Consider the following 18999-nt stretch of genomic DNA (forward strand, 5'->3'; position numbering starts at 1 on the left):
AAGACTCTTGACATCAAGACAACTCGCGGGCGTAAAGTATCTCGACATCAAGAGACCTCGAGAGAAGGGCGTCCCGATGCGGACCTCACCCGTCTGGAACCCCCAGCAGTACGGCAAGTACGCCGACGAACGCGGCCGCCCGTTCGCCGACCTCGTTGCACGAGTCCAGCTCGGCATCGCGGGGGAAGCTGCCCTGGATCAGATGTCCGGTGGAGCCGGCGGCGGGGGTGGGGGAGGTGCTGCGCTGGTGGTCGTCGACCTCGGCTGTGGGCCGGGCAACCTGACCGCCACCCTGCTCGATCGCTGGCCGTCGGCAACCGTGCACGGCGTCGACAGCTCGGCCGAGATGATCGAGACCGCTCAGCCGCTCGCCAACGAGCGGCTGACCTTCGAGGTCGGCGACCTGCGGGAGTGGACCGCGCCGCCGGAGTCGATCGACGTGATCGTCACGAACGCCACGCTCCAGTGGATCCCCGAGCAGCTCGACCTGCTGCCCGGTTTCGTCCGCGCGCTGAAGCCCGGTGGTTGGCTCGCGATCCAGATCCCCGGCAACGGCAACGCCCCGTCGCACGCCATCCTCCGGGAACTCGCCGGCACCGACCCGTACGCGGAGTACGCGGCCGGCTCGTCGTTGCGAGCGGACGTGCCCGGTCCGGTGGAGTACGTGGCCGCGCTCAGCGCCGAGGGGTGCTCGGTCGACGCGTGGGAGACGACGTACAGCCACATCCTGCAGGGAGACAACGCAGTACTCGAGTGGGTGAAGGGGACGGGCGCCCGGCCGGTACTCCAGTCCCTGCCGGACGACTTGCGCGCACGGTTCGAAGCGGAGTACGGCGCTCGGCTGGCGGAGGCTTATCCACAACAGTCGTTCGGCACGGTGCTGCCGTTCCGCCGGATCTTCGCTGTTGCCCAGAAGGAGAGCTGATGCGACTCGACCACGTGCAGGTGTCCTGTCCGGCCGGTGGTGAGGAGGTGGCTCGCGCCTTCTACCGCGACGCGCTCGGGATGACTGAGCTGGAGAAGCCGCCGCTGCTGGCGGCTCGCGGCGGCTGCTGGTTCAAGGCGGGGACGGCCGAGGTGCACGTCGGCGTCGAGGCGGACTTCCGACCTGCGTTGAAGGCGCACCCCGCGCTGGCCGTCGACGACCTCGACGCACTGGCGGAGAGCCTGGCCGAGCTGGGCTACCCGGTGAAGTGGGACAACGAGACGATCCCGGGCCGTCGGCGGTTCCACACCGCCGACGGCCACGGGAATCGGATCGAGATCGTCTAGCTGCTACTCGGTGGCCAACGCCCCGGCCGGTGCGACCTTGGCGGCGCGCCGGGCGGGGAGGACCGAGGCGAGCAGACCGGCCACGGCCGCGACCAGCGCGATCGTCAGCAGCAGCCGGCCCGGTACGGCGTACCGGATGCCGCCGTCGCCGACCTGGGCGCCCATCAGGGCGGCCGTTCCGGTCCAGCCGTAGATCAGGCCGAGCACGATGCCCAGGCCGGCCGCGACGAGTGCCATCAGCAACGACTCGACCGCGAGCATGCCCCGCAGTTGGCGCCGGGTCAGGCCCATGGCCCGGAGCAGGGCGTTCTCGCGGGTCCGTTCCAGTACCGACAGGCTGAGCGTGTTGCCGACGCCGACCAGCGCGATCAGCACCGAGACGCCGAGCAGTCCGACCGCGACGAGCAGCAGCACGTCGAACACCTTGGTGTAGAAGCTCCGCTCGGCCAGCCCGCCGGAGACGCTCAGGCTCTTCGCCGTCGGGAGCGACTGCTCGAGCTCGTCGATCACCTTGGGGCCGTCGGCCTTCGGGTCGGAGGCGAGCCAGTAACCCTTCACCTCCGCGTTCGGTGCGAGCTTCTGCAGGTCGGTCTGGGTGACGGTGATCGGCTCCAGTCCCTTGGCCTGGAGGACCTTGAGGGTGAGCTTCTCCTTGCCCGAGACGATGGTGACGGTCGAGCCGTCCTGCACTTCCAGCATGGACATCGTGTTGCGGTCGAGCAGTGCCGTACCGGGCTGCAACTGGTTGACCAGCGTCGGGCTGTGGATCACCGAACCCGCGGTCGCCTGGTCGATTCCGGTGATCTCCAACGTTTCGGTGCCTGACTTGACCGTCGCGGTCCTGACCGGCACCACCTGGGTGATGCCCTTGATGTCCGCGAGCTGCCTGGCCGCGGTGGCCGGCATCTTCTCGTCGTACACCTTGAGCGTGACGTCGACCGGGTACTCCTTGTCCATCGTGACGTCGAACGTCTTGCGGACCGAGGCGATCCCGACGCAGGTGAGGCTGATCAGCGTGACGCCGATCAGCAGCGCCGACGTGGTCGCGGCGGTCCGCCGCGGGTTCCGGACGGCGTTGGCGACAGCGATCCGCGCGGGCACCCCACCGCTCCGCGCGGGCAACGCGCCCAGCAACCTGACCAGAGCGGGCACCAGCAGCGAGCCGATGGCGAGGATTCCGAGGAACGAGCTCAGGCCGCCGGCCACCCCGGCGATCACCTGGTTCGACTGCGCCCCGAGAGCCAGCAGCGCGCCGCCGCCGGCCAGCAGGAGGAAGCCGAAGACCAAGCGCACGACGCCGGCCCTGGACTTGGCGACCGGAGCCGCCTCAGGCCGGAGCGCGGCCAGCGGAGCGACCCGGGTCGCCCGTCGCGCCGGTACGACGGCCGCCGCGATCGTCGCGATCGTGCCGAGCAGCAGCGGGACGAAGATCGACGTGAGGTCGAGGTGCAGGTCGATCGGCGGCAGGCCCCAGTCGAAGGTCCGGGCCAGCGTCAGCGCGATCGCGGACAGCGCGACACCGAAGACCACACCGATGCCGGAGGCAACCAGACCGACCACGCTCGCCTCGGCCAGTACCGAGGAGAACACCTGCCGACGGGACGCGCCGACGCATCGCAGCAGCGCCATCTCGCGGGTTCGCTGGGCGATCACGATGGTGAAGGTGTTGGCGATCACCAGGCAGGCGACGAACAGGGCGATCACGGCGAACATGCCGAACACACCGCCGAGCACGTCGATGCCATGAGTGAGGCTCTGCACCTCGCGCTCGAGCCAGGCATCGCCGGTGTAGATCTTCAGGTCTTTGTTCACGACCCCGCCGATCGCGGCGGTCAGGGCGGCCTGGCTCACACCGGGAGCGGCCGCGGCCTTGATGTAGTCGATGTAGCCCTGCGGCTCGAAGGTGTGCACGGTCTCGGCCGTCGCGACCGCGTTCGCCCCACCGACCGAGGAGCTGTCGTCGAGCAGACCGACCACCGTCACGGTCCAGCGCTTGTCGTTGTACGAGGTGACCGTCAACTGCTGGCCGAGGGCGACCTTGTACTTGTCGGCCAGCCCGGCCGGCAGCGCAAGCTCGTTCTTTGCCTCCGGCAACCGCCCGGAGGTGGTGGTCGGGCCGGCGATCCGGGAGGTGTCGTACCGGGCGTCGATGCCGAGCGAGCTCGCCCGGACCTGGCCGGCCCACGCGACCTGCAGGTACGCGGTGGTGTCAGCGATGACGGAGGCGGCCTGCGGCAGCTTCTTGACCGCGGCCAGGTCGGCCGGCGAGATCGAGGCCTGTTCTGATGCGACCACCGCGTCGACCCCGGCGTTCTGCTTGCCGATGGTCTCGTCGATGCCGTGGGTGGCCGAGGCGTGTACGGCCATCGCCAGGGTGCCGAACCCGACACCCAGCACGATCGCCAGGCAGGCGGCGACCAGGCGGCCCAGGTGGGCGCGCAGGGAGGAGAGGATCGAGCGTCGCACGGTCAGGCCCCCAGCTGCCGCAGCGTGCCGAGCACAGTCTCCGGCGTCGGGTCCAGCAGCTCACCCGCGAGTTTGCCGTCGGCAAGCATCACCACGCGGTCGGCGTACGACGCCGCCAGCGGGTCGTGCGTGACCATCACCACGGTCTGGCCGAACTCCCGGACCGAGCGGCGCAGGAAGCCGAGCACCTCGGCGCCGGACCGCGAGTCCAGGTTGCCGGTCGGTTCGTCGGCGAACACCACCTCGGGGCGGCCGACCAGCGCACGGGCCACGGCGACCCGCTGCTGCTGACCGCCCGACAGCTCCGACGGCCGGTGGGTCAGCCGGTCCTGCAGGCCGAGTACGTCGATCAGCGTGGTCATCCACTGCTGGTCGGGCTTGCGGCCGCCGAGTTCCAGCGGGAGCAGGATGTTGTCCTTCGCCGACAGCATCGGCAGCAGGTTGAACGACTGGAAGACGAAGCCGATCCGGTCCCGCCGGATCCTGGTCAGCTCCGCGTCCGGCAACTGGGTCAGCTCGGTCTCACCGAGCAGCACCTGACCGGAGGTCGGCGTGTCCAGCCCGGCCAGACAGTGCATCAGGGTCGACTTGCCGGACCCGGACGGGCCCATGATCGCGGTGAACCGGCCGACGCCGAAGTCGACCGACACTCCGTCGAGCGCGGCCACCGCGGTATCGCCCTGGCCGTAGACCTTGCGCAGCTCGTGGGCGCGGATCGCCGTCCGCGGGATGCCGTCCTGCGGCAGACGGCCGAGCGGCAGGTCATCGACAGGCAGGTCGCCGGTCTGGATCGTCATCGTTCTCCTCGAAGTGCTCGGGGGCGAGACGTTCTCACCCACACTCCGAAAGTTAGTGACGAGCCACCCCGAAAGAGTCGGACCACAGAATGGACTCGGCGTACGACCTGGGTCGTACTGGCTCGCTGACCGCTCAGCTGTGTGGCTTGACGATGCCGGTCTCGTAGCCGAGGACGACCAGGGCGACCCGGTCGCGGAGGCCGGTCTTGGCCAGGATCCGGCCGATGTGCGTCTTGACCGTTGCCTCGGACAACGTGAAGAGCTGGGCGATCTCGGTGTTCGACAGGCCGCGGGCCACCTCGACGAGCACCTCGCGCTCGCGGGCGGTCAGGTCGGCCAGGTCGGGCCGCTCGCGCTCCTCGTCCGGCAGCGCTCCGGCGAAGTGCTCGAGCAGCCGGCGCGTGGTACTGGGGGAGACGACGGCGTCGCCCGAGTGCACCTGCCGGATCGCCGACAGCAGATCGGCCGGCGGGGTGTTCTTCAGCAGGAAACCGGCCGCGCCGGCCTTGATCGCGGCGAACGCGTACTCGTCCAGGTCGAACGTGGTGAGCACGATCACTCTGGGGGCCTGGGGCAACGACTGGACCTGCCGGGTCGCCTCGACGCCGTCCAGCCGGGGCATCCGGACGTCCATCAGCACCACGTCGCTCGCGGTCACCCGGAGCTTCTCCAGCGCCTCGCCGCCGTCACCGGCCTGACCGACCACCCGCATGTCGGGCTGGGAGTCCACCAGCATGGTGAATCCGGCCCGGACCAGCTCCTGGTCGTCGACCAGGAAGACGCGGATCACGTCGTCTGGTTTGGCATCGGGGATGGCGTCGGTCACTGATCTCCTCCAGCGGGAAGGTTGTACGGCAGCTTGGCGATCACCTCGTAACCACCGCCCGCCTTCGGTCCGGCGTTCACCGTACCGCCGGAGATGGAGGCGCGTTGCCGCATCCCGACCAGGCCGTGACCCGGGTCGCTGCTCGGCGCGACGCCGGCACCGCGGCCGTCGTCGGTGACCACGACGGTCAGCATCTCGCCGCCGAAGTCCAGATGGACGGACGCCCGCGCCCCCGGCCCGGCGTGTTTCAGCGTGTTGGTCAGCCCCTCCTGCACGATCCGGTACGCCGTCAGCCCCAGCAGCGCGGGCAGATCCCGCGGCGTGCCGGTGACCTGGTAGTCCACCGAGAGCCCAGCGTCGCGGACGTTGTCGATCAGCTCGGGCAGGGAGCAGACGCCGGGCTGCGGACGTGGCTGGTTCGGATCGAGCGGTGCTGAACCGTCCTGGGGTTGCGCGTCCTGCTTGAGCAGGCCGAGCATCTTGCGCATCTCGGTCAACGAGGCACGCCCGGTGTCGCCGATGGTGGCGAGCGCCTTCTTCGCCTGCTCGGGGGACGCGTCCGCGGCGTACAGACCGCCGTCGGCCTGCACGATCATGATCGACAACCCGTGCGCGACGACGTCGTGGATCTCCCGCGCGATCCGGGTCCGCTCGTTCGACACGGCGAGCTTGGCCTCGCGATCCCGGTCCCTCTCGAGTTGTGCCGCGCGCTCTTCCAGCTGAGCGACGTACAGGCCTCTGGTCCGGCGGCGCTCGCCGAACGCCCAGACGCCGAAGACCAGCGCGCCGAGAGCCACCATCACGGTGATCTGCTGACGCCAGTCGGCGTTGCCGTAGTAGCGAGCCGTTGCCATCAGTACGCCGAGGCCGCCGACGGCCAGGGCGATCCGGCTGTAGCGGACCTCGCCGTACACGGAGATCGCGTAGAGCGCGACCAGCAGGCCGACGTTGCCCGCCTGCAGGCGCGCGCCGCTGAGCCACTGCAGCACGGCCACGGCCGAGACGCTGAAGAAGACGAGCTCGGGGTGGGTCCGGCGCCAGATCAGCGGGACCAGCATCGCCACCCCGAGGAGGCCGGCGTACTGATCCTGCGCGAGCGACAGGAACCCGAAGAAGAGTGTCAGTCCGCCGGCCAGCAACAGGTCGAACGCCTTGCTGCGCTGAGCGACGCGGCGGGGCGTCAGGATTCCGCTCAAGGTCCCCGTCATGTCGGCCAGGGTACGGGGAACCGCCGCCGGCCGGGTCATGCCACGGGCGGATGTCGCCGTCCTACCGCGGTCTACCTACGTGTGCCTTACTTGTGCGGGCGGGTGGAGAGCGTCGGCTTCGCCTCGAGACCGGACAGGCCGTTCCAGGCCAGGTTGACCAGGTGAGCTGCCACGTCAGGTTTCTTCGGCCGGCGTACGTCGAGCCACCACTGCCCGGTCAGCGCGACCATGCCGACCAGCATCTGCGCGTACATCGGGGCGAACTTCGGGTCCAGCCCGCGGCGCTTGAACTCCTCGGCCAGGATGTGCTCCACCCGGGTGCCGACGTCGCTGAGGATCGAGATGAACGATCCGCTGGACGAGCCGACGGGGGAGTCGCGGACCAGGATCCGGAACCCGTCGGAGGAGTTCTCGATGTAGTCGAGCAGGGCGAGCGCCGCCTGCTCCACCAACTCGTGCGCACGACCCGCCGTCAGCGACGCGGTCACCGTGTCGAGCAGGCTGCGGACCTCGCGGTCCACGACCACGGCGTACAGGCCTTCCTTGCCGCCGAAGTGCTCGTACACGACCGGCTTGGAAACCTCGGCCCGGGCCGCGATCTCCTCCACGGAGGTCGCCTCGAAGCCCTTCTGGGCGAATAGCCCGCGGGCGATGACGATGAGTTGTTCACGACGCTCGGCACTGGTCATCCGGACCCGGGGCGAGCGCCGGGGTTTGGGTTCCGTCACGTCGAGATCACGTCAGCATCATGCCGTACAGAGGGGGTGACGGGTGGGAGATTAACGGCCCGCTCAGGCTGCCGCTTGGTCCACAGCGGTCACCCGCCGCGCTTCGAGACGTTCCTTGACCGGCCAGCGGACGTCCGAGACCCAGCCCATCTTTTCGAAGAACCAGATGCATCGGGCGGACGTGTCCAGCTGTCCCTTCAGTACTCCGTGCCGCGCGCAGGTCGGGTCGGAGTGGTGCAGGTTGTGCCACGACTCGCCCTGGCTCAGGATCGCCAGCCACCAGACGTTGCCGGACTTGTCCCGGCTCTTGAACGGGCGGTCCCCGATCGTGTGGCAGATCGAGTTGATCGACCAGGTGACGTGGTGCAGCAGCGCGATCCGGACCAGGCTCGCCCAGAAGAAGGCGGTCAGGGCTCCCTCGATCGACCAGGACCACAACCCGCCGATGACGGCCGGCGCGAAAAGCGAGCCGAGCACCAGGAAGGGGAACATCCGCGACACCTTGACGACGTCGCGGTCCTTCAGCAGGTCCGGCGCGTACTGCCGCTGCGGAGTCTGCTCGGTGTCGAAGAGCCAGCCGATGTGCGCGTGCAGGAAGCCCTTGGTCAGCGCGCCGAGACTGGTGCCGTACTTCCACGGGCTGTGCGGGTCGCCGTCGCGGTCGGAGAACTTGTGGTGCTTGCGGTGGTCGGCCACCCAGCGCACCACCGGTCCCTCGATCGCGAGCGACCCGGCGATCGCCAGCGCGTACTTGAGCGGGCGGTTCGGCTTGAACGATTTGTGCGTGAAGTACCGGTGGAAGCCGATCGAGATGCCGTGCCCGGCGACCGTGTAGAAGACCACCGCGATCACGATGTCGCGCCAGCCGAGGAATCCGCCCCAGGCGATCGGGACCGCCGCCAGCACCGCCAGGAACGGGATCCCGATGAACAACGCGAGCGCGACCTGCTCCCAGGGCCGTTTCTGCTCACCCCCGAGCGTTCCGGTCTCGACGTCGAAGTCGTCGCCCTGCTGGGCGCGGGTGGGCGCCTCCGGTGCGGCTACGGCGGGTGGGGTCATCGTGGTATCCCTCTGGGTGGAGGACGGCTTACCTACGCAACCGTAACCTACGGCACCGTAGGTAGGGAACCCCTCGCGTGTCGCCGACCTCACCCATGGCAGACTGTCCGGGCGAACATCGCGATCCCCCGTGGGGTAATCGGCAGCCCGCGAGACTTTGAATCTCGAAGATCTGGATCGAAACCAGGCGGGGGAGCACCACAAACCCCCAGGTCAGAACGTCTCTGACCTGGGGGTTCTGTCATGCAGGGCCCGATTTGCTAACGGATTTGCTAACAAGCCACCACCGCCGGTGCGCCCGGATCGTCGTCGTCGCCCTGGTCCTCAACCTCGAACTCAGCCGAGACCGCAGCGGCGAACGTGGCTGCTACGCCGTCCGCGCTCTTCCGGATGACATGGGCGTAGACGCGCAGCGTGATAGCTGGGTCGGCATGGCCAAGTCGTTCCGGTACGACGTGCACCGGGACACCCGCACAGACGGGAAGACGCTTGGGTTGGCCGATGCGCAGGCGCGCAGCGAGTTGTGCGCCAAAGCGGGCTGGTTGTAGATATCCAAGCTGGGTGGATCCCTCTAGCATTCGGCCGTGAAGAGCCAACGGATCGGTCTCGGGGTTGTGCTGGTCGTACTCGCAATCTGCACTGTGGGCCTCCTCGTCACCGATGGTCCGAGGGCGGCACTTTCACCCGCGCTGGGCGTCGGCATCGTCGGCGTCCTCCTGTACAGGCTCGTGAAGCATCCAACGCCGCCGAGAATCTGGAGCAAACAGCGGTTCATCGCCTATGTGGTGGTTGTTGGGGTAGCCGGTCTGGTGACGGCGGCGGCGCTGGCCTGGGTGGCAGTGGTCGTCGTTCCTGACTGGCCAACGCGTCTCCTCTTCTTGGTTCTGATAGCACTTGTCCCAGTGGGTGCCCTCTGGGGAGTACAGATGGTCCGCGAAGAGGACCATGCCGCCCGGCAGGCTTTGGAAGAGGCTCCCGGTCAGGGGTGAGACTTGCTAACGGATTTTTCCGACCTGGGGGTTTCGTCATTCAAGGCGCGGCTTGCCAACGGCGCCGTAGGTGAGGGTGGGGCCCGGGCCGGTGGGTTGATCGGTCCGCGAATCTTGATCGCTGTCGAGTCTGCTGATTAGGTGGCCGGCATGTCTGAGCTTGGACCCGTCGCCTGGCCGCCTGAACCGATCCGGACCGAGAGGCTCGTGCTCCGTGAGTCCGAGGCCCGGGACCGTTCGGCGTTCATCGAGTTGCTGGCGTCGCCAGAGGTGCACACCTACCTCGGCGGGCCCCGGCCGCGTGACGAGCTTGAGCGTGATATGCCCGGGGCGCCCGAGCGGTGGCCCGGGAGTTTCGTCGTTGATCTCGACGGGGCGATGATCGGCCAGATCCTGCTCAGGAGAGCAACGGGGCACAGTCGCCCAGCTGCCGCGGGGAAGGCCGATCTCGGCTACCTGTTCCTGCCGCGGGCGTGGGGATTCGGGTACGCCGCCGAGGCGTGCGCGGCGGCACTCGACTGGTTCGACGGCATCCTTCCCGGCGAGCCGGTGGTGCTCAGCACCCAAACCGCCAACGTCGGCTCGATGCGCCTCGCGGCAAAGCTGGGGTTCACCGAGGTAGAGCGGTTCCACGCCTGGGACGCCGAGCAGTGGCTCGGCCTGCGGTCCCCGGTCACGCCGTCTGCTTGAGTTCGTGCTCGACAGCACTGCGCGTCGGGCCGTCTTCCTGCCGGACACGTCGTTGGAGAACGTCAAGGTCTCGAACGAGCCCTGTAGCAAGCTCCCAACTTTGCTAACGGGATTTGCTGACAAACGGTGTGGATCGGGGTGGACGACCAGGCGCGGGGAGCACCACAGACTCCCAGGTCAGAACCTCTCTGACATGGAGTTCTGTCATGTCATGGACGTGCAGGTCGGTGCCTCGTAGGCTCGCTCTCGTCGAGCCGGGGAGGACCGATGGTGTCCGACGATCGGAAGCGGGCTGTGCGCCTACCGCCACGCTGGTTCGTCCGGCTCGCCTGGTCCACCCACCGGGCGATCTGTCGTGTGAGCGGCGGCCGGTTCGGTTTGTGGCGCCCGAAGCCCGGTCGCTGGGGAACGGCCCGGCTGACGACGATCGGCCGCCGCTCCGGCCGGACGCACCAGGTGATCATCGGCTACTTCGAGGACGGCCCGAGCGTGGTCACCCTGGCCATGAACGGCTGGGCAGACGGAGAACCGGCCTGGTGGCTCAACCTCCAGGCCCACCCCGACACAACCGTCGAACTCCCGAGCGAGACGCGCCCAGTACGAGCCCGCGCCGCCGAGGGCGAAGAACGCTCCCGCCTGTGGTCCAAGTGGCGCGAAATCGACACCCAACTAGACGCCTACGCCTCCCTCCGCTCCACCGAAACCGCAGTAGTGATCCTCGACCCACGCCCCGAGCCCTCGTAGACCTCTCGCCGACGGATCCAACTCGTCCCACTCCAGACCGGCTGGGCTTGCGCTATCGCAGAGGCCGCGCTCGTCCACGCTGTGCGTTGGGATTCCTAGGAAGGTGCTTGCGGCAACCTGTCCGTACGCGAGGTTGAGAATGTCAAGCCGGTAGGTCCAATCCCCATCGGACGACCCGACGAAGCGCTAGTTGATCTGCCAGCGGACCCATTCACCTCGAGCCAACCGCACCGCCGGAGGTCGACGCCACCGCCGCGGCATAGCGAACGGCGTGACCGCGAGTTTGACCCGAAGTCTGTCGTCAGCGCCGGCACACGAAACCCACGGGCGCGGCATTACGGCGCGACGCTGCTGGCCCACCCCGAGCCGACTTCGTCCACGAAGTACGCACCCATTGCGCCAGGACATCCACCGGCCAATCATCCACCGAGCCAGGTTCCAGTTGATGCGCGTCTCTGGCGGGCGATGTGCTCGGCGAACCATTGCCCGGCGACCTCCGCCGCGACCGCTGGGGTCACGCCATCCGTGCTGAGACCGGCTGGTGGGGCGGTGTCTATCAATGCGTCCTGCGCACGTACGCCGTCGTCCCCGTTGAAGCAGGAGGGACTCCAGCCACCGCGAAGATCCTTGCCGTCGTAATCAACCCGAAGCGTGGCCTCGACGCCGTTCCCGACCACGAAGTCGTGAGATACAACCCCTCCACCAGGAACGACCGGTACCGCTGGTCAGCTCGACCTTGAGCTGTGTCTCCATCTCGGCGAGCTCATCCGTTCCCAGCGGCGGCTCAATCTCCCAGCAGGTCAGTGCGCGGCGTGCCCGGGGGTTCTTTCGTGTTCCTCCTCGACGAAGGGGACCTTGCTGACGCAGTGGTGGTATTGCTCGACGGCGTCCTCCATCGAGAGGTGGCCGTAATGGAGCGACGTCATCACCGCTTCCAGCTCGGTATTGCAGACCTCCGCGGCGGCGATGCGGGCGGTCAAGTCGTGCGTCTTGCTCAGATTGGCCGAAATGACCGACACCAGTGAAACGATCAAGGCGGCAATGCAGAGCGGGCGCCATACGCCTGCGGCAGTGCTCAAGGACAGTTCCTGCTTCATGCTGTCGGTGAACCCCACGCCGCCCAGGGCCGGACCCGCGACGAATACGGCCGCCAGCGCACTGCTGACGATGCTGACGTTGGTGAGCCGGTTGCGGCGCGGCCGGACCTCGTGCAGGAAGGCGGTGATGCCTGCCCGCCGGTCTTCGATCTGCGTCAGTAATTCTTCCCGATTTCTAGGATCGTCGGACATCCTGTCTCTCCCCCAAGTTGCTGTCTGCCGGGTGCGCGATCAGCGGCGGGCCTATGGTTGCTGGGCCGAACGGCAGGGGCGGAGCCGACGACGCGGAACCCGTCGTCTTTTCTGAAGTCTTGCACTGTTATCCCATTTTTGCTATAAGCGGCCGCGCTGGCAACTGCATTTCCCCGGCAAATCCGAAAGGTCTCTCACAAAGGCCGCGCCGGCCACTTATTGATCGTTCAGCAAAACCAGTAGTTGACCGTCGGGCCCTGCGAGGCGAGCCTGCCGCCAATTGCTTCGTACAGGGATCGGGCGGCGATATTTTTCGCGCCGGCTGTCAGGACCAGTCTGGTGGCGGCTGCTTGAGTGCCCGCTGCCATGAAGGCCTTGAGGAGGGCCCGGCCGATGCTCATGCGGCGGCAGTTCTCGTCGACCTCCAGTTGATGGAGACAGAAAGCCTGGCACTTCCAAGGCGGAGGTGGTTCGCAGCTACGCGGATCCCGTGGAGGGTGCGAGCCGGGTTGGGGTGGTGCTTTCGGGGTGGGGTGTACCGAGCGACAGGCAGTACTGGGGAGGTCGCGGAGGTTCCAGGCGTGGGTGGCGCGTCGGGGGTGATGGGTGCGGCGACTGCTCCCTGTCCTTCCGTACACCAGCGGCTCCCGGGGGTGGCTTTCGCCCCCGGGGGGTGCGGCGATTCGGGGTTGGTGCCGGCGGGTTGTTCGACCACAGGCGGTTGTTCGCCGGCTGGCGGGTTGTTCGGCGGCTTGTGGCTCGTTTCGGGGTCCACTGGATGGTTCTGCGCCGGCTGGCGGCTTGTAAGACGCCAGCGGTCGAACACCCCGTCATCGGGAGGCCGATCGTCGGGCTGGGGCCCCGAACGGCATGCGGTGGTGGGGACCGCGGACACCTTCGCGGGGGTGTGACAGCCGGATGGCGGTGCGGTGTCCGAGGCCCACCTAGTGCACCAGTTGAGCGTGCGGAGCGGCCGGGGATCTGCTCAGGTGGTGCACCAGGTGCCGGTTTGGGGTGGCCAGCCGGCCCCTTCCGGGCAAAGGAAGGTCTCGCCGGCTTCTGCGCCCATGAACTTGCGGACGGCATGGATCAGCAGCGGTCGGTCGGGCACCACGATCCGGGAAGTCTTCGGCACATGGTGTCGTGGCGGCGGGCAGCGGGAGCGCGGATACTCGATGCTTGGGTTGTGTCCGGGGTCAGGAGCAGACGATGAGATGGGTTCTGCGGGTTGTTCTCCTGCTTGGTGGCCTGGCTCTCTGCGTCATCGGCGTCAGCGCTGCCACCAAACTCTTCCGCGAAACCCTCGACAGCCCGCGTGCCCTGATCGCCGTCCTTGCCATCATCACCTTCCTAGGCGGCGCAGTAGTAATAGGCGCAGTAATCAACGATGTCCGCCACGACCGCCCGAAATAAGACCCTGTACTACGGGTGCCGGGCGGAGTCGAGCCACTCGATGGGGTTCCAGGGGATGGGGGTAGCTCCAACCGGGGTGAGCACCAGGTCGGGGTTGTCTGATTGGACCAGGCAGAGGAGGCGGTGGCCGATCAGGAGGCCGTGGCGGGCCTGGACGGCGAAGGTGTCCAGGAGGTCATGGGCGAGAGACGGGTCCGCGGTGGCGAAGGCGTCGTAGTGCTCCAGGACCAGGACGAGGCCGGTGTCGTCGTCGGTCCAGCCGAGGTCGCCGGCGGCAACGTCGCTGAGGCTGTCGTTCAGTGCCGCGCGGTTGCGTCCGTAGTACTCGGGGAAGTCGAGGGCAAGAGACAACCCGTCGTGAAGGTCGTCGTCGCTCCGCCATCCGGAGGTGTCCACTCGGACGACTTGGTAGCCGTGCTTGGCCAGCCAGCCCGTCGTCTTGTTCAACACCTCCGGCTGCCAGAACAGAGTCACGGACCCGTTGGCCATCAGCTGATAGTCCAACGTCTGCTCTACCTGCACACTCCGCTCGAACACAGCCACCCGGAAACCGTAGCCGAGCCCTGGCCAGCAGGCTGGGGCGCAACCACCATGAGGCATGCAGACCACCGCAGTACTGCCTGGGGGATTGACGGTTCGGGCGCCGGAGGTTGGTGATGCCGAGGCGATCTTCGGACTGGTCTCGGCGTACAACACGGGGCTGGTCGGATTGCCCGACTGCACCCTGGCCGAGATCGGCGACGGCATCGTGGAGCCTGGGTTCGACCGGGCGGCCGACGGGTGGTTGGTGATCGCCCAGGACGGGGCGCCGGTCGGCTATGGGTCCACGTACGGCCGAGTCGGTCGCCAGTCGATCGAGATCCAGCTGACCTCGCCGGAGCCCGTCGTCGCGGCCTGGTTGTTCGATCGGACGATGCGGCGGGCTCACGAGATGGGGCGTGAGGCCGGGCATGCCGAGATCACCGTCGACACCTTCGCCTACCACGACGACGAGAAGTTGCGCGCCCTGCTGGAGGAACACGCCTTCACCATCGGTACGACGTACCACCGGATGCGGGTGGATCACACCGAACCGGTCGAGGCGCCGGAGGTGCCGGACGGCGTCGTGGTCCGTCGGGGAGCGCTGGACGATGCCACCCAGTGGACCGCACACGAGGTCATCCTCGACTGCTTCCGCGGCCAGTACGGCTTCACTCCCAGGCCTCACGACGAGTGGTTGGAGGCGCGCAACGCCAGTTCCACGATGAGCTGGTCCGACATCACCTTGCTGGAGATCGACGGTCGGGCCGTTGCCGTCCGCGATTGCAGCGACAACTTCCTCGGCGAGAACTGTGGACACGTCGGCATGCTCGGCGTACTCGAGGAGTTCCGGGGCCGCGGCCTCGCGAAGTTCCTGCTGCGGGACGCCTTCGCCCTCGACGCGGCAGCCGGCCGCGACGGCACGATCCTCCTCGTCGACACCAACAACCCCACCCCGGCCCTGGACCTCTACCTCTCCGTCGGCTTCACCCCGACCCTCGTCTTCGAAGGCTGGCAGCGGACCCTGCCCGTCAGCTGAGTTTGTCAGCGGGGTGGAGGTGGGTGAGGATGGGCCCGCGTTCGTGGAGAGGGCGGTGGGATGCCTGAGGTCTGGGCGGCGGTACGTCGCTGGGTGGCGTCTGTGGGGCCCGACTTGTGGCCGGTTCTGGTCGCCGTGGCTGTAGTGGTCGGGACCTTGTCCCTTGCCATCACGCCGGTCGGCAAGGACATCGACCTGACCAGCGCGGCCCTGCACGGCAGCACCCTGCGAGACGTGCGACCCAGCCGGACCGGCGAGGTGAATCCCACCCTCGCGGCAGCGGTGGACGCGAGTCTGGCGCGGCGGGGGATCGCGGTGCAGACGAACAACCTGCCGCTGTTCCTGCGGGACGTGACGCCGGCGTTGAAGGCCAAGCAGGCGCGGCTCTTCCAGAACCTCCAGGCCGTCAGCATGAGCGTGATCTACCGCCGAGCCGAGCCTTGGAGCAGCTACGAGGCCGTACGCCGGTACGGTCCCGCGACCGGCACGTTCCGCGTCACCATGCGGTACGTCCTGGCCGGGAGCAGGTTGCCGCAGGCCTCGACGGATGTCGGGTATACGTACACGCTGAAGCGCGGCCGTCTCTACCTGGTCGCCGACAACGACCTCGACCAGGCGATCGGGTCCAACCGGCAGCCCTGGGACTTCGGCCGTATCCAGGTGGTCCGCCGGACCAACGTCGTCGTCATCGTGGACCGAGGGCAGCGCGCACTCGCCCTGAGGCTGGCCGAGGAGACCGTCCGATCGGCGCAGCAGGTCCGCAAGCTGTGGCCCGGCCTTCTGCAGACCGTCCCGTTCGTCGTCGCGATGAAGAACCCCGAGGTGCTGACCGACCTCCCCGCGACCACGAACGCGACCGCGACCGCCGCGGGCAACGAGCCGGCCAGCGTCCGCCCGATGCCGAGTTCGCTGATCGGGAACGAGCGGCCCTCCGGCGGCTGGGTGGTGATCCGGCCGGGCGCTCAGCGCAGTTTCGACTCCGCCCAGATGGAGCACGTCCTGATGCACCTCCTCGCGGTCCGCCTCGGCGACGGCGCGCCGCGCTGGCTCGCGGAAGGCATGGCCGAGTACGCCGGGAAGCTGGCACTCGTCAGAGCCGGGTATTCCACCGGTGTCGCCCGCGAACGCCAGGAGATCAGCACCCGGGTGCTCGGGGAGCTCACCAGGTTGCCCACGGATCACGAGTTCACCGCTACGGACAGTTACGGGATCAGCTGGCTCGCGGTCGAGCAGTTGATCAAGCAGGTCGGCATCAAGCCGGTCACGGAGTACTACCGTCAGGTCGCCCGGCGCGGGTACAACGACGCCGCCCGGGACCGCCTGATGGTGGAGTACACGGGTTTCACCGATGCGCGGCTCGTGGAGTCACTGCGAAGCCTCGCGAGCTGAGCAAGTAGGCTTGCGCAGGCACCGTTCAGAGTGCCCTGAGAGTTGCACTGACAGAAGTTCCACCCGAACTCGCCGGGAACTCGAGGAGAAGACCGCGTGACTTCCCACCGTCCTGCGGCGGTCATCATCATGGCCGCCGGTCAGGGGACCCGGATGAAATCCGCGACCCCCAAGGTTCTGCACGAGATCGGCGGGCGCAGCCTCGTCGGGCACGCGGTGGTCACCGCCCGTGCACTCGTGCCCGAGCATCTGGTCGTCGTGGTCGGCACCGGCCGGGAACTGGTCGAGGCCCACCTGGCCGAGATCGACCCGGACGTGCGGACCGCCGTCCAGGAGCAGCAACTCGGTACGGGCGACGCCGTCCGCTCCGGGCTCACCGCCGTACCGGACGGCTTCGAGGGGGCGGTCATCGTCACCTCGGGTGACGTCCCGCTGCTCCAGCCGGAGACGTTGCAGGAGCTGGTGGCCGAGCACTACCGCAGCGGCAACGCGGTCACCGTGCTGACCGCCCGCGTCCCGGACCCGACCGGCTACGGCAGGATCATCCCCGCCGACGACGGCAGCGTGGCGGGCATCGTCGAGCACAAGGACGCGACGCCCGAGCAGCGCCAGATCGACGAGATCAACGCCGGCATCTACGCCTTCGACGCGGCGACCCTGCGCGACGGCCTGAGCCGGATCACCACCGACAACGCGCAGGGTGAGCTGTACCTGACCGACGTGCTGGCGATCGCCCGGGGCGACGGCAAGCGGGTCGGCGCGCACGGGACCGAGGACGCGATGCAGACCGAGGGCGTGAACGACCGGGTCCAGCTCGCCACCCTCCGCGCCGAGCTGAACCGTCGCACGCTCGACCAGCTGATGCGCGACGGCGTGACCGTGGTCGACCCGAACACCACCTGGGTCGACCAGACCGTCACCATCGAGCGCGACGTCACCCTCCTGCCGAACACCCAGCTGCACGGCGCGACCACCGTCGCCTCCGGCGCCCGGATCGGCCCGGACACGACGCTGACCGACGTACAGATCGGCGAAGACGCGACGATCATCCGGTGCCACGGCTCGAGCTCGGTGATCGGCGCCGGCGCCTCCGTCGGCCCCTTCGCCTACCTCAGGCCCGGCACTTCGCTGGGCGTCGCCGCGAAGATCGGCACCTTCGTCGAGACCAAGAACACCTCGATCGCCGACGGCGCCAAGGTCCCGCACCTCACGTACGCCGGTGACGCCACCATCGGCGAGGGCGCGAACATCGGCGCCGGCACCATCTTCGCCAACTACGACGGGGTCGCGAAGCACCGCAGCATCGTCGGGAAGCACTCCTTCATCGGCAGCAACTCGGTGCTGGTCGCGCCGGCGAACATCGCCGACGGCGCGTACATCGCAGCCGGTACGGCGCTGACCGAGGGCGTCGGCCCGGGCGAGATCGCCGTGGCGCGTGGCAAGCAGCGCAACATCGCCGGCTGGGTGGCTCGTAAGCGCGCCGGCACCAAGACCGCCAAGGCCGCCGAAGATGCGCAAGCGGCTGCGCAAGAGGCCTCGCCGGGTGACACTGGCGACAAGGCACAACGGGAGGCGCGGTCATGAGCGGCATGAAACGGACCACCGAGAAGAACCTGATGGTGTTCTCCGGGCGGGCCCACCCCGGCCTGGCCGAGGAGGTCGCGGAGCAGCTGGGCTCAGGCCTGGTGCCAACGTCGGCGTACGACTTCGCCAACGGCGAGATCTACGTCCGGTTCGAGGAGTCGGTCCGGGGCAGCGACGCGTTCGTGATCCAGAGCCACACCTCGCCGATCAACGAGTGGATCATGGAGCAGCTGATCATGGTCGACGCGCTGAAGCGGGCGTCGGCCAAGCGGATCACCGTGGTCCTGCCGTTCTACGGGTACGCCCGGCAGGACAAGAAGCACCGCGGCCGGGAGCCGATCTCGGCCCGGCTGATGGCCGACCTGTTCAAGACCGCGGGCGCGAACCGGCTGATCTGCGTCGACCTGCACACCTCGCAGATCCAGGGCTTCTTCGACGGCCCGGTGGACCACCTGATGGCGCTGCCGATCCTGAGCGATTACGTCCGGGACAAGTACGGCGACCAGCAGCTGGCCGTGGTCTCGCCGGACGCCGGCCGGATCAAGGTGGCCGAGCAGTGGTCGGCCCGGCTGAACAACGCGCCGCTGGCCTTCATCCACAAGACCCGGGACATCGAACGGCCGAACGAGACCGTCGCGAACCGCGTCGTCGGTGAGGTCGAGGGCCGGGTCTGCATCCTGGTCGACGACATGATCGACACCGGCGGCACCATCTGCAAGGCCGCCGACGCGCTGATGGACGAGGGCGCCGCCGGCGTCGTGATCGCCGCGACCCACGCGATCCTGTCCGGCCCGGCGGTGGACCGGCTGAAGAACTGTCAGGCCAGCGAGGTGATCGTCACCAACACGCTGCCGATCCCGCCCGAGCGCCGGTTCGACAAGCTGAACATCCTGTCCATCGCCCCGCTGATCAGCCGGGCGATCCGCGAGGTCTTCGAGGACGGCTCCGTCACCAAGCTCTTCGACGGCCGCGCCTGACCCGCACCAA

General features: G+C 68.2%; 21 protein-coding genes. 11 read left to right on the forward strand and 10 right to left on the reverse strand.

The annotated features are described in order from the left end of the window. Window positions 1-76 precede the first annotated feature (76 nt). Together EV644_RS31720 and EV644_RS31725 are read left to right on the forward strand one after the other, a co-directional pair. Window positions 77-925 (forward strand): methyltransferase domain-containing protein, encoded by an 849-nt coding sequence (locus tag EV644_RS31720; protein WP_132192903.1) that lies wholly within the window; start codon window positions 77-79, stop codon window positions 923-925. Beyond that, on the forward strand, window positions 925-1272 hold the full coding sequence (locus EV644_RS31725; protein ID WP_132192905.1) for a VOC family protein: 348 nt from the start codon (window positions 925-927) through the stop codon (window positions 1270-1272). Before EV644_RS31720 ends, EV644_RS31725 begins: the two co-directional genes overlap by 1 nt. A gap of 3 nt (window positions 1273-1275) precedes the next feature. On the opposite strand, the gene EV644_RS31730 is transcribed toward EV644_RS31725, so the two are convergent. The 6 genes from EV644_RS31730 to EV644_RS31755 form a co-directional block, all read right to left on the reverse strand. Further along, window positions 1276-3738 carry an ABC transporter permease gene (locus EV644_RS31730; RefSeq protein WP_132192907.1) on the reverse strand — a complete coding sequence of 821 codons (2463 nt, stop codon included), beginning with the start codon at window positions 3736-3738 and terminating at the stop codon, window positions 1276-1278. A 2-nt stretch (window positions 3739-3740) separates the two neighbouring features. Beyond that, window positions 3741-4535 carry an ABC transporter ATP-binding protein gene (locus EV644_RS31735; RefSeq protein ID WP_132192909.1) on the reverse strand — a complete coding sequence of 265 codons (795 nt, stop codon included), beginning with the start codon at window positions 4533-4535 and terminating at the stop codon, window positions 3741-3743. A 133-nt stretch (window positions 4536-4668) separates the two neighbouring features. Continuing rightward, window positions 4669-5361 carry a response regulator gene (locus tag EV644_RS31740; protein ID WP_255511379.1) on the reverse strand — a complete coding sequence of 231 codons (693 nt, stop codon included), beginning with the start codon at window positions 5359-5361 and terminating at the stop codon, window positions 4669-4671. Beyond that, entirely contained in the window at window positions 5358-6569 is a 1212-nt protein-coding gene (locus EV644_RS31745; RefSeq protein ID WP_132192911.1) for a sensor histidine kinase, read from the reverse strand. Before EV644_RS31745 ends, EV644_RS31740 begins: the two co-directional genes overlap by 4 nt. Window positions 6570-6655: 86 nt before the next feature. After that, a complete protein-coding gene (locus tag EV644_RS31750; protein ID WP_132192913.1) occupies window positions 6656-7297 on the reverse strand; it encodes a TetR/AcrR family transcriptional regulator in 642 nt (213 codons plus the stop codon). A gap of 63 nt (window positions 7298-7360) precedes the next feature. Further along, a complete protein-coding gene (locus tag EV644_RS31755) occupies window positions 7361-8356 on the reverse strand; it encodes an acyl-CoA desaturase (RefSeq protein ID WP_132192915.1) in 996 nt (331 codons plus the stop codon). Between the two features lie 269 nt (window positions 8357-8625). On the opposite strand from EV644_RS31755, the gene EV644_RS44785 reads away from it, so the two are divergent. The 4 genes from EV644_RS44785 to EV644_RS31775 all read left to right on the forward strand — a co-directional run bounded on the left by EV644_RS44785 (window position 8626) and on the right by EV644_RS31775 (window position 10779). After that, window positions 8626-8904, forward strand: a complete 279-nt coding sequence (locus EV644_RS44785; protein ID WP_158292977.1) for a hypothetical protein — start codon at window positions 8626-8628, stop codon at window positions 8902-8904. A gap of 36 nt (window positions 8905-8940) precedes the next feature. Then, entirely contained in the window at window positions 8941-9345 is a 405-nt protein-coding gene (locus EV644_RS31765; RefSeq protein WP_132192919.1) for a hypothetical protein, read from the forward strand. A 150-nt stretch (window positions 9346-9495) separates the two neighbouring features. Continuing rightward, window positions 9496-10035, forward strand: coding sequence for a GNAT family N-acetyltransferase (locus tag EV644_RS31770; RefSeq protein ID WP_132192921.1), 540 nt, complete (start codon window positions 9496-9498; stop codon window positions 10033-10035). Window positions 10036-10302: 267 nt separating this feature from the next. Continuing rightward, the gene (locus EV644_RS31775; RefSeq protein ID WP_132192923.1) at window positions 10303-10779 is read left to right on the forward strand and encodes a nitroreductase/quinone reductase family protein; all 477 of its coding nucleotides are present in this window, start codon (window positions 10303-10305) and stop codon (window positions 10777-10779) included. An 800-nt stretch (window positions 10780-11579) separates the two neighbouring features. Here the strand turns inward: EV644_RS31775 and EV644_RS31785 are convergent. The 3 genes from EV644_RS31785 to EV644_RS44790 form a co-directional block, all read right to left on the reverse strand. Next, window positions 11580-12068 carry a hypothetical protein gene (locus EV644_RS31785; RefSeq protein ID WP_132192925.1) on the reverse strand — a complete coding sequence of 163 codons (489 nt, stop codon included), beginning with the start codon at window positions 12066-12068 and terminating at the stop codon, window positions 11580-11582. Window positions 12069-12295: 227 nt separating this feature from the next. Further along, window positions 12296-12706, reverse strand: coding sequence for a GNAT family N-acetyltransferase (locus EV644_RS47290; protein WP_255511380.1), 411 nt, complete (start codon window positions 12704-12706; stop codon window positions 12296-12298). A 347-nt stretch (window positions 12707-13053) separates the two neighbouring features. Beyond that, window positions 13054-13203: a hypothetical protein gene (locus EV644_RS44790; protein ID WP_158292978.1), complete on the reverse strand. Its 150-nt coding sequence runs from the start codon at window positions 13201-13203 to the stop codon at window positions 13054-13056. Window positions 13204-13277: 74 nt separating this feature from the next. On the opposite strand from EV644_RS44790, the gene EV644_RS31795 reads away from it, so the two are divergent. Next, window positions 13278-13481: a hypothetical protein gene (locus EV644_RS31795; protein ID WP_132192929.1), complete on the forward strand. Its 204-nt coding sequence runs from the start codon at window positions 13278-13280 to the stop codon at window positions 13479-13481. A 9-nt stretch (window positions 13482-13490) separates the two neighbouring features. Here EV644_RS31795 and EV644_RS31800 read toward each other — a convergent pair whose 3' ends face one another. Then, a complete protein-coding gene (locus EV644_RS31800) occupies window positions 13491-14024 on the reverse strand; it encodes a barstar family protein (RefSeq protein ID WP_199240102.1) in 534 nt (177 codons plus the stop codon). 55 nt (window positions 14025-14079) lie between these two features. Here EV644_RS31800 and EV644_RS31805 point away from each other — a divergent pair, with 55 nt between their 5' ends. The 4 genes from EV644_RS31805 (at window position 14080) to EV644_RS31820 (ending at window position 18989) form a co-directional block, all read left to right on the forward strand. Then, window positions 14080-15039, forward strand: coding sequence for a GNAT family N-acetyltransferase (locus EV644_RS31805; RefSeq protein ID WP_132192935.1), 960 nt, complete (start codon window positions 14080-14082; stop codon window positions 15037-15039). A gap of 60 nt (window positions 15040-15099) precedes the next feature. After that, complete coding sequence (locus EV644_RS31810) at window positions 15100-16428, forward strand: hypothetical protein (RefSeq protein WP_241999049.1); 1329 nt, start codon at window positions 15100-15102, stop codon at window positions 16426-16428. 96 nt (window positions 16429-16524) lie between these two features. Next, on the forward strand, window positions 16525-18012 hold the full coding sequence (gene glmU / locus EV644_RS31815) for a bifunctional UDP-N-acetylglucosamine diphosphorylase/glucosamine-1-phosphate N-acetyltransferase GlmU (RefSeq protein WP_132192937.1): 1488 nt from the start codon (window positions 16525-16527) through the stop codon (window positions 18010-18012). Next, the gene (locus EV644_RS31820) at window positions 18009-18989 is read left to right on the forward strand and encodes a ribose-phosphate diphosphokinase (RefSeq protein WP_132192939.1); all 981 of its coding nucleotides are present in this window, start codon (window positions 18009-18011) and stop codon (window positions 18987-18989) included. The genes glmU and EV644_RS31820 overlap by 4 nt, the downstream gene beginning before the upstream one ends. Window positions 18990-18999: the final 10 nt, after the last annotated feature.

It is taken from the genome of Kribbella orskensis, from assembly GCF_004342085.1.
Taxonomy (GTDB): Bacteria; Actinomycetota; Actinomycetes; order Propionibacteriales; family Kribbellaceae; genus Kribbella; species Kribbella orskensis.

Excerpts from the sequence above, each read along its gene's own strand:
- EV644_RS31720 (WP_132192903.1), top strand. The coding sequence starts at position 77 with ATGCGGACCTCACCCGTCTGGAACCCCCAGCAGTACGGCAAGTACGCC.
- EV644_RS31725 (WP_132192905.1), top strand. The coding sequence starts at position 925 with ATGCGACTCGACCACGTGCAGGTGTCCTGTCCGGCCGGTGGTGAGGAG.
- EV644_RS31735 (WP_132192909.1), bottom strand. The coding sequence starts at position 4,535 with ATGACGATCCAGACCGGCGACCTGCCTGTCGATGACCTGCCGCTCGGC.
- EV644_RS31745 (WP_132192911.1), bottom strand. The coding sequence starts at position 6,569 with ATGACGGGGACCTTGAGCGGAATCCTGACGCCCCGCCGCGTCGCTCAG.
- EV644_RS31755 (WP_132192915.1), bottom strand. The coding sequence starts at position 8,356 with ATGACCCCACCCGCCGTAGCCGCACCGGAGGCGCCCACCCGCGCCCAG.
- EV644_RS31770 (WP_132192921.1), top strand. The coding sequence starts at position 9,496 with ATGTCTGAGCTTGGACCCGTCGCCTGGCCGCCTGAACCGATCCGGACC.
- EV644_RS31775 (WP_132192923.1), top strand. The coding sequence starts at position 10,303 with ATGGTGTCCGACGATCGGAAGCGGGCTGTGCGCCTACCGCCACGCTGG.
- EV644_RS31785 (WP_132192925.1), bottom strand. The coding sequence starts at position 12,068 with ATGTCCGACGATCCTAGAAATCGGGAAGAATTACTGACGCAGATCGAA.
- EV644_RS31795 (WP_132192929.1), top strand. The coding sequence starts at position 13,278 with ATGAGATGGGTTCTGCGGGTTGTTCTCCTGCTTGGTGGCCTGGCTCTC.
- EV644_RS31805 (WP_132192935.1), top strand. The coding sequence starts at position 14,080 with ATGCAGACCACCGCAGTACTGCCTGGGGGATTGACGGTTCGGGCGCCG.
- EV644_RS31810 (WP_241999049.1), top strand. The coding sequence starts at position 15,100 with ATGCCTGAGGTCTGGGCGGCGGTACGTCGCTGGGTGGCGTCTGTGGGG.
- EV644_RS31820 (WP_132192939.1), top strand. The coding sequence starts at position 18,009 with ATGAGCGGCATGAAACGGACCACCGAGAAGAACCTGATGGTGTTCTCC.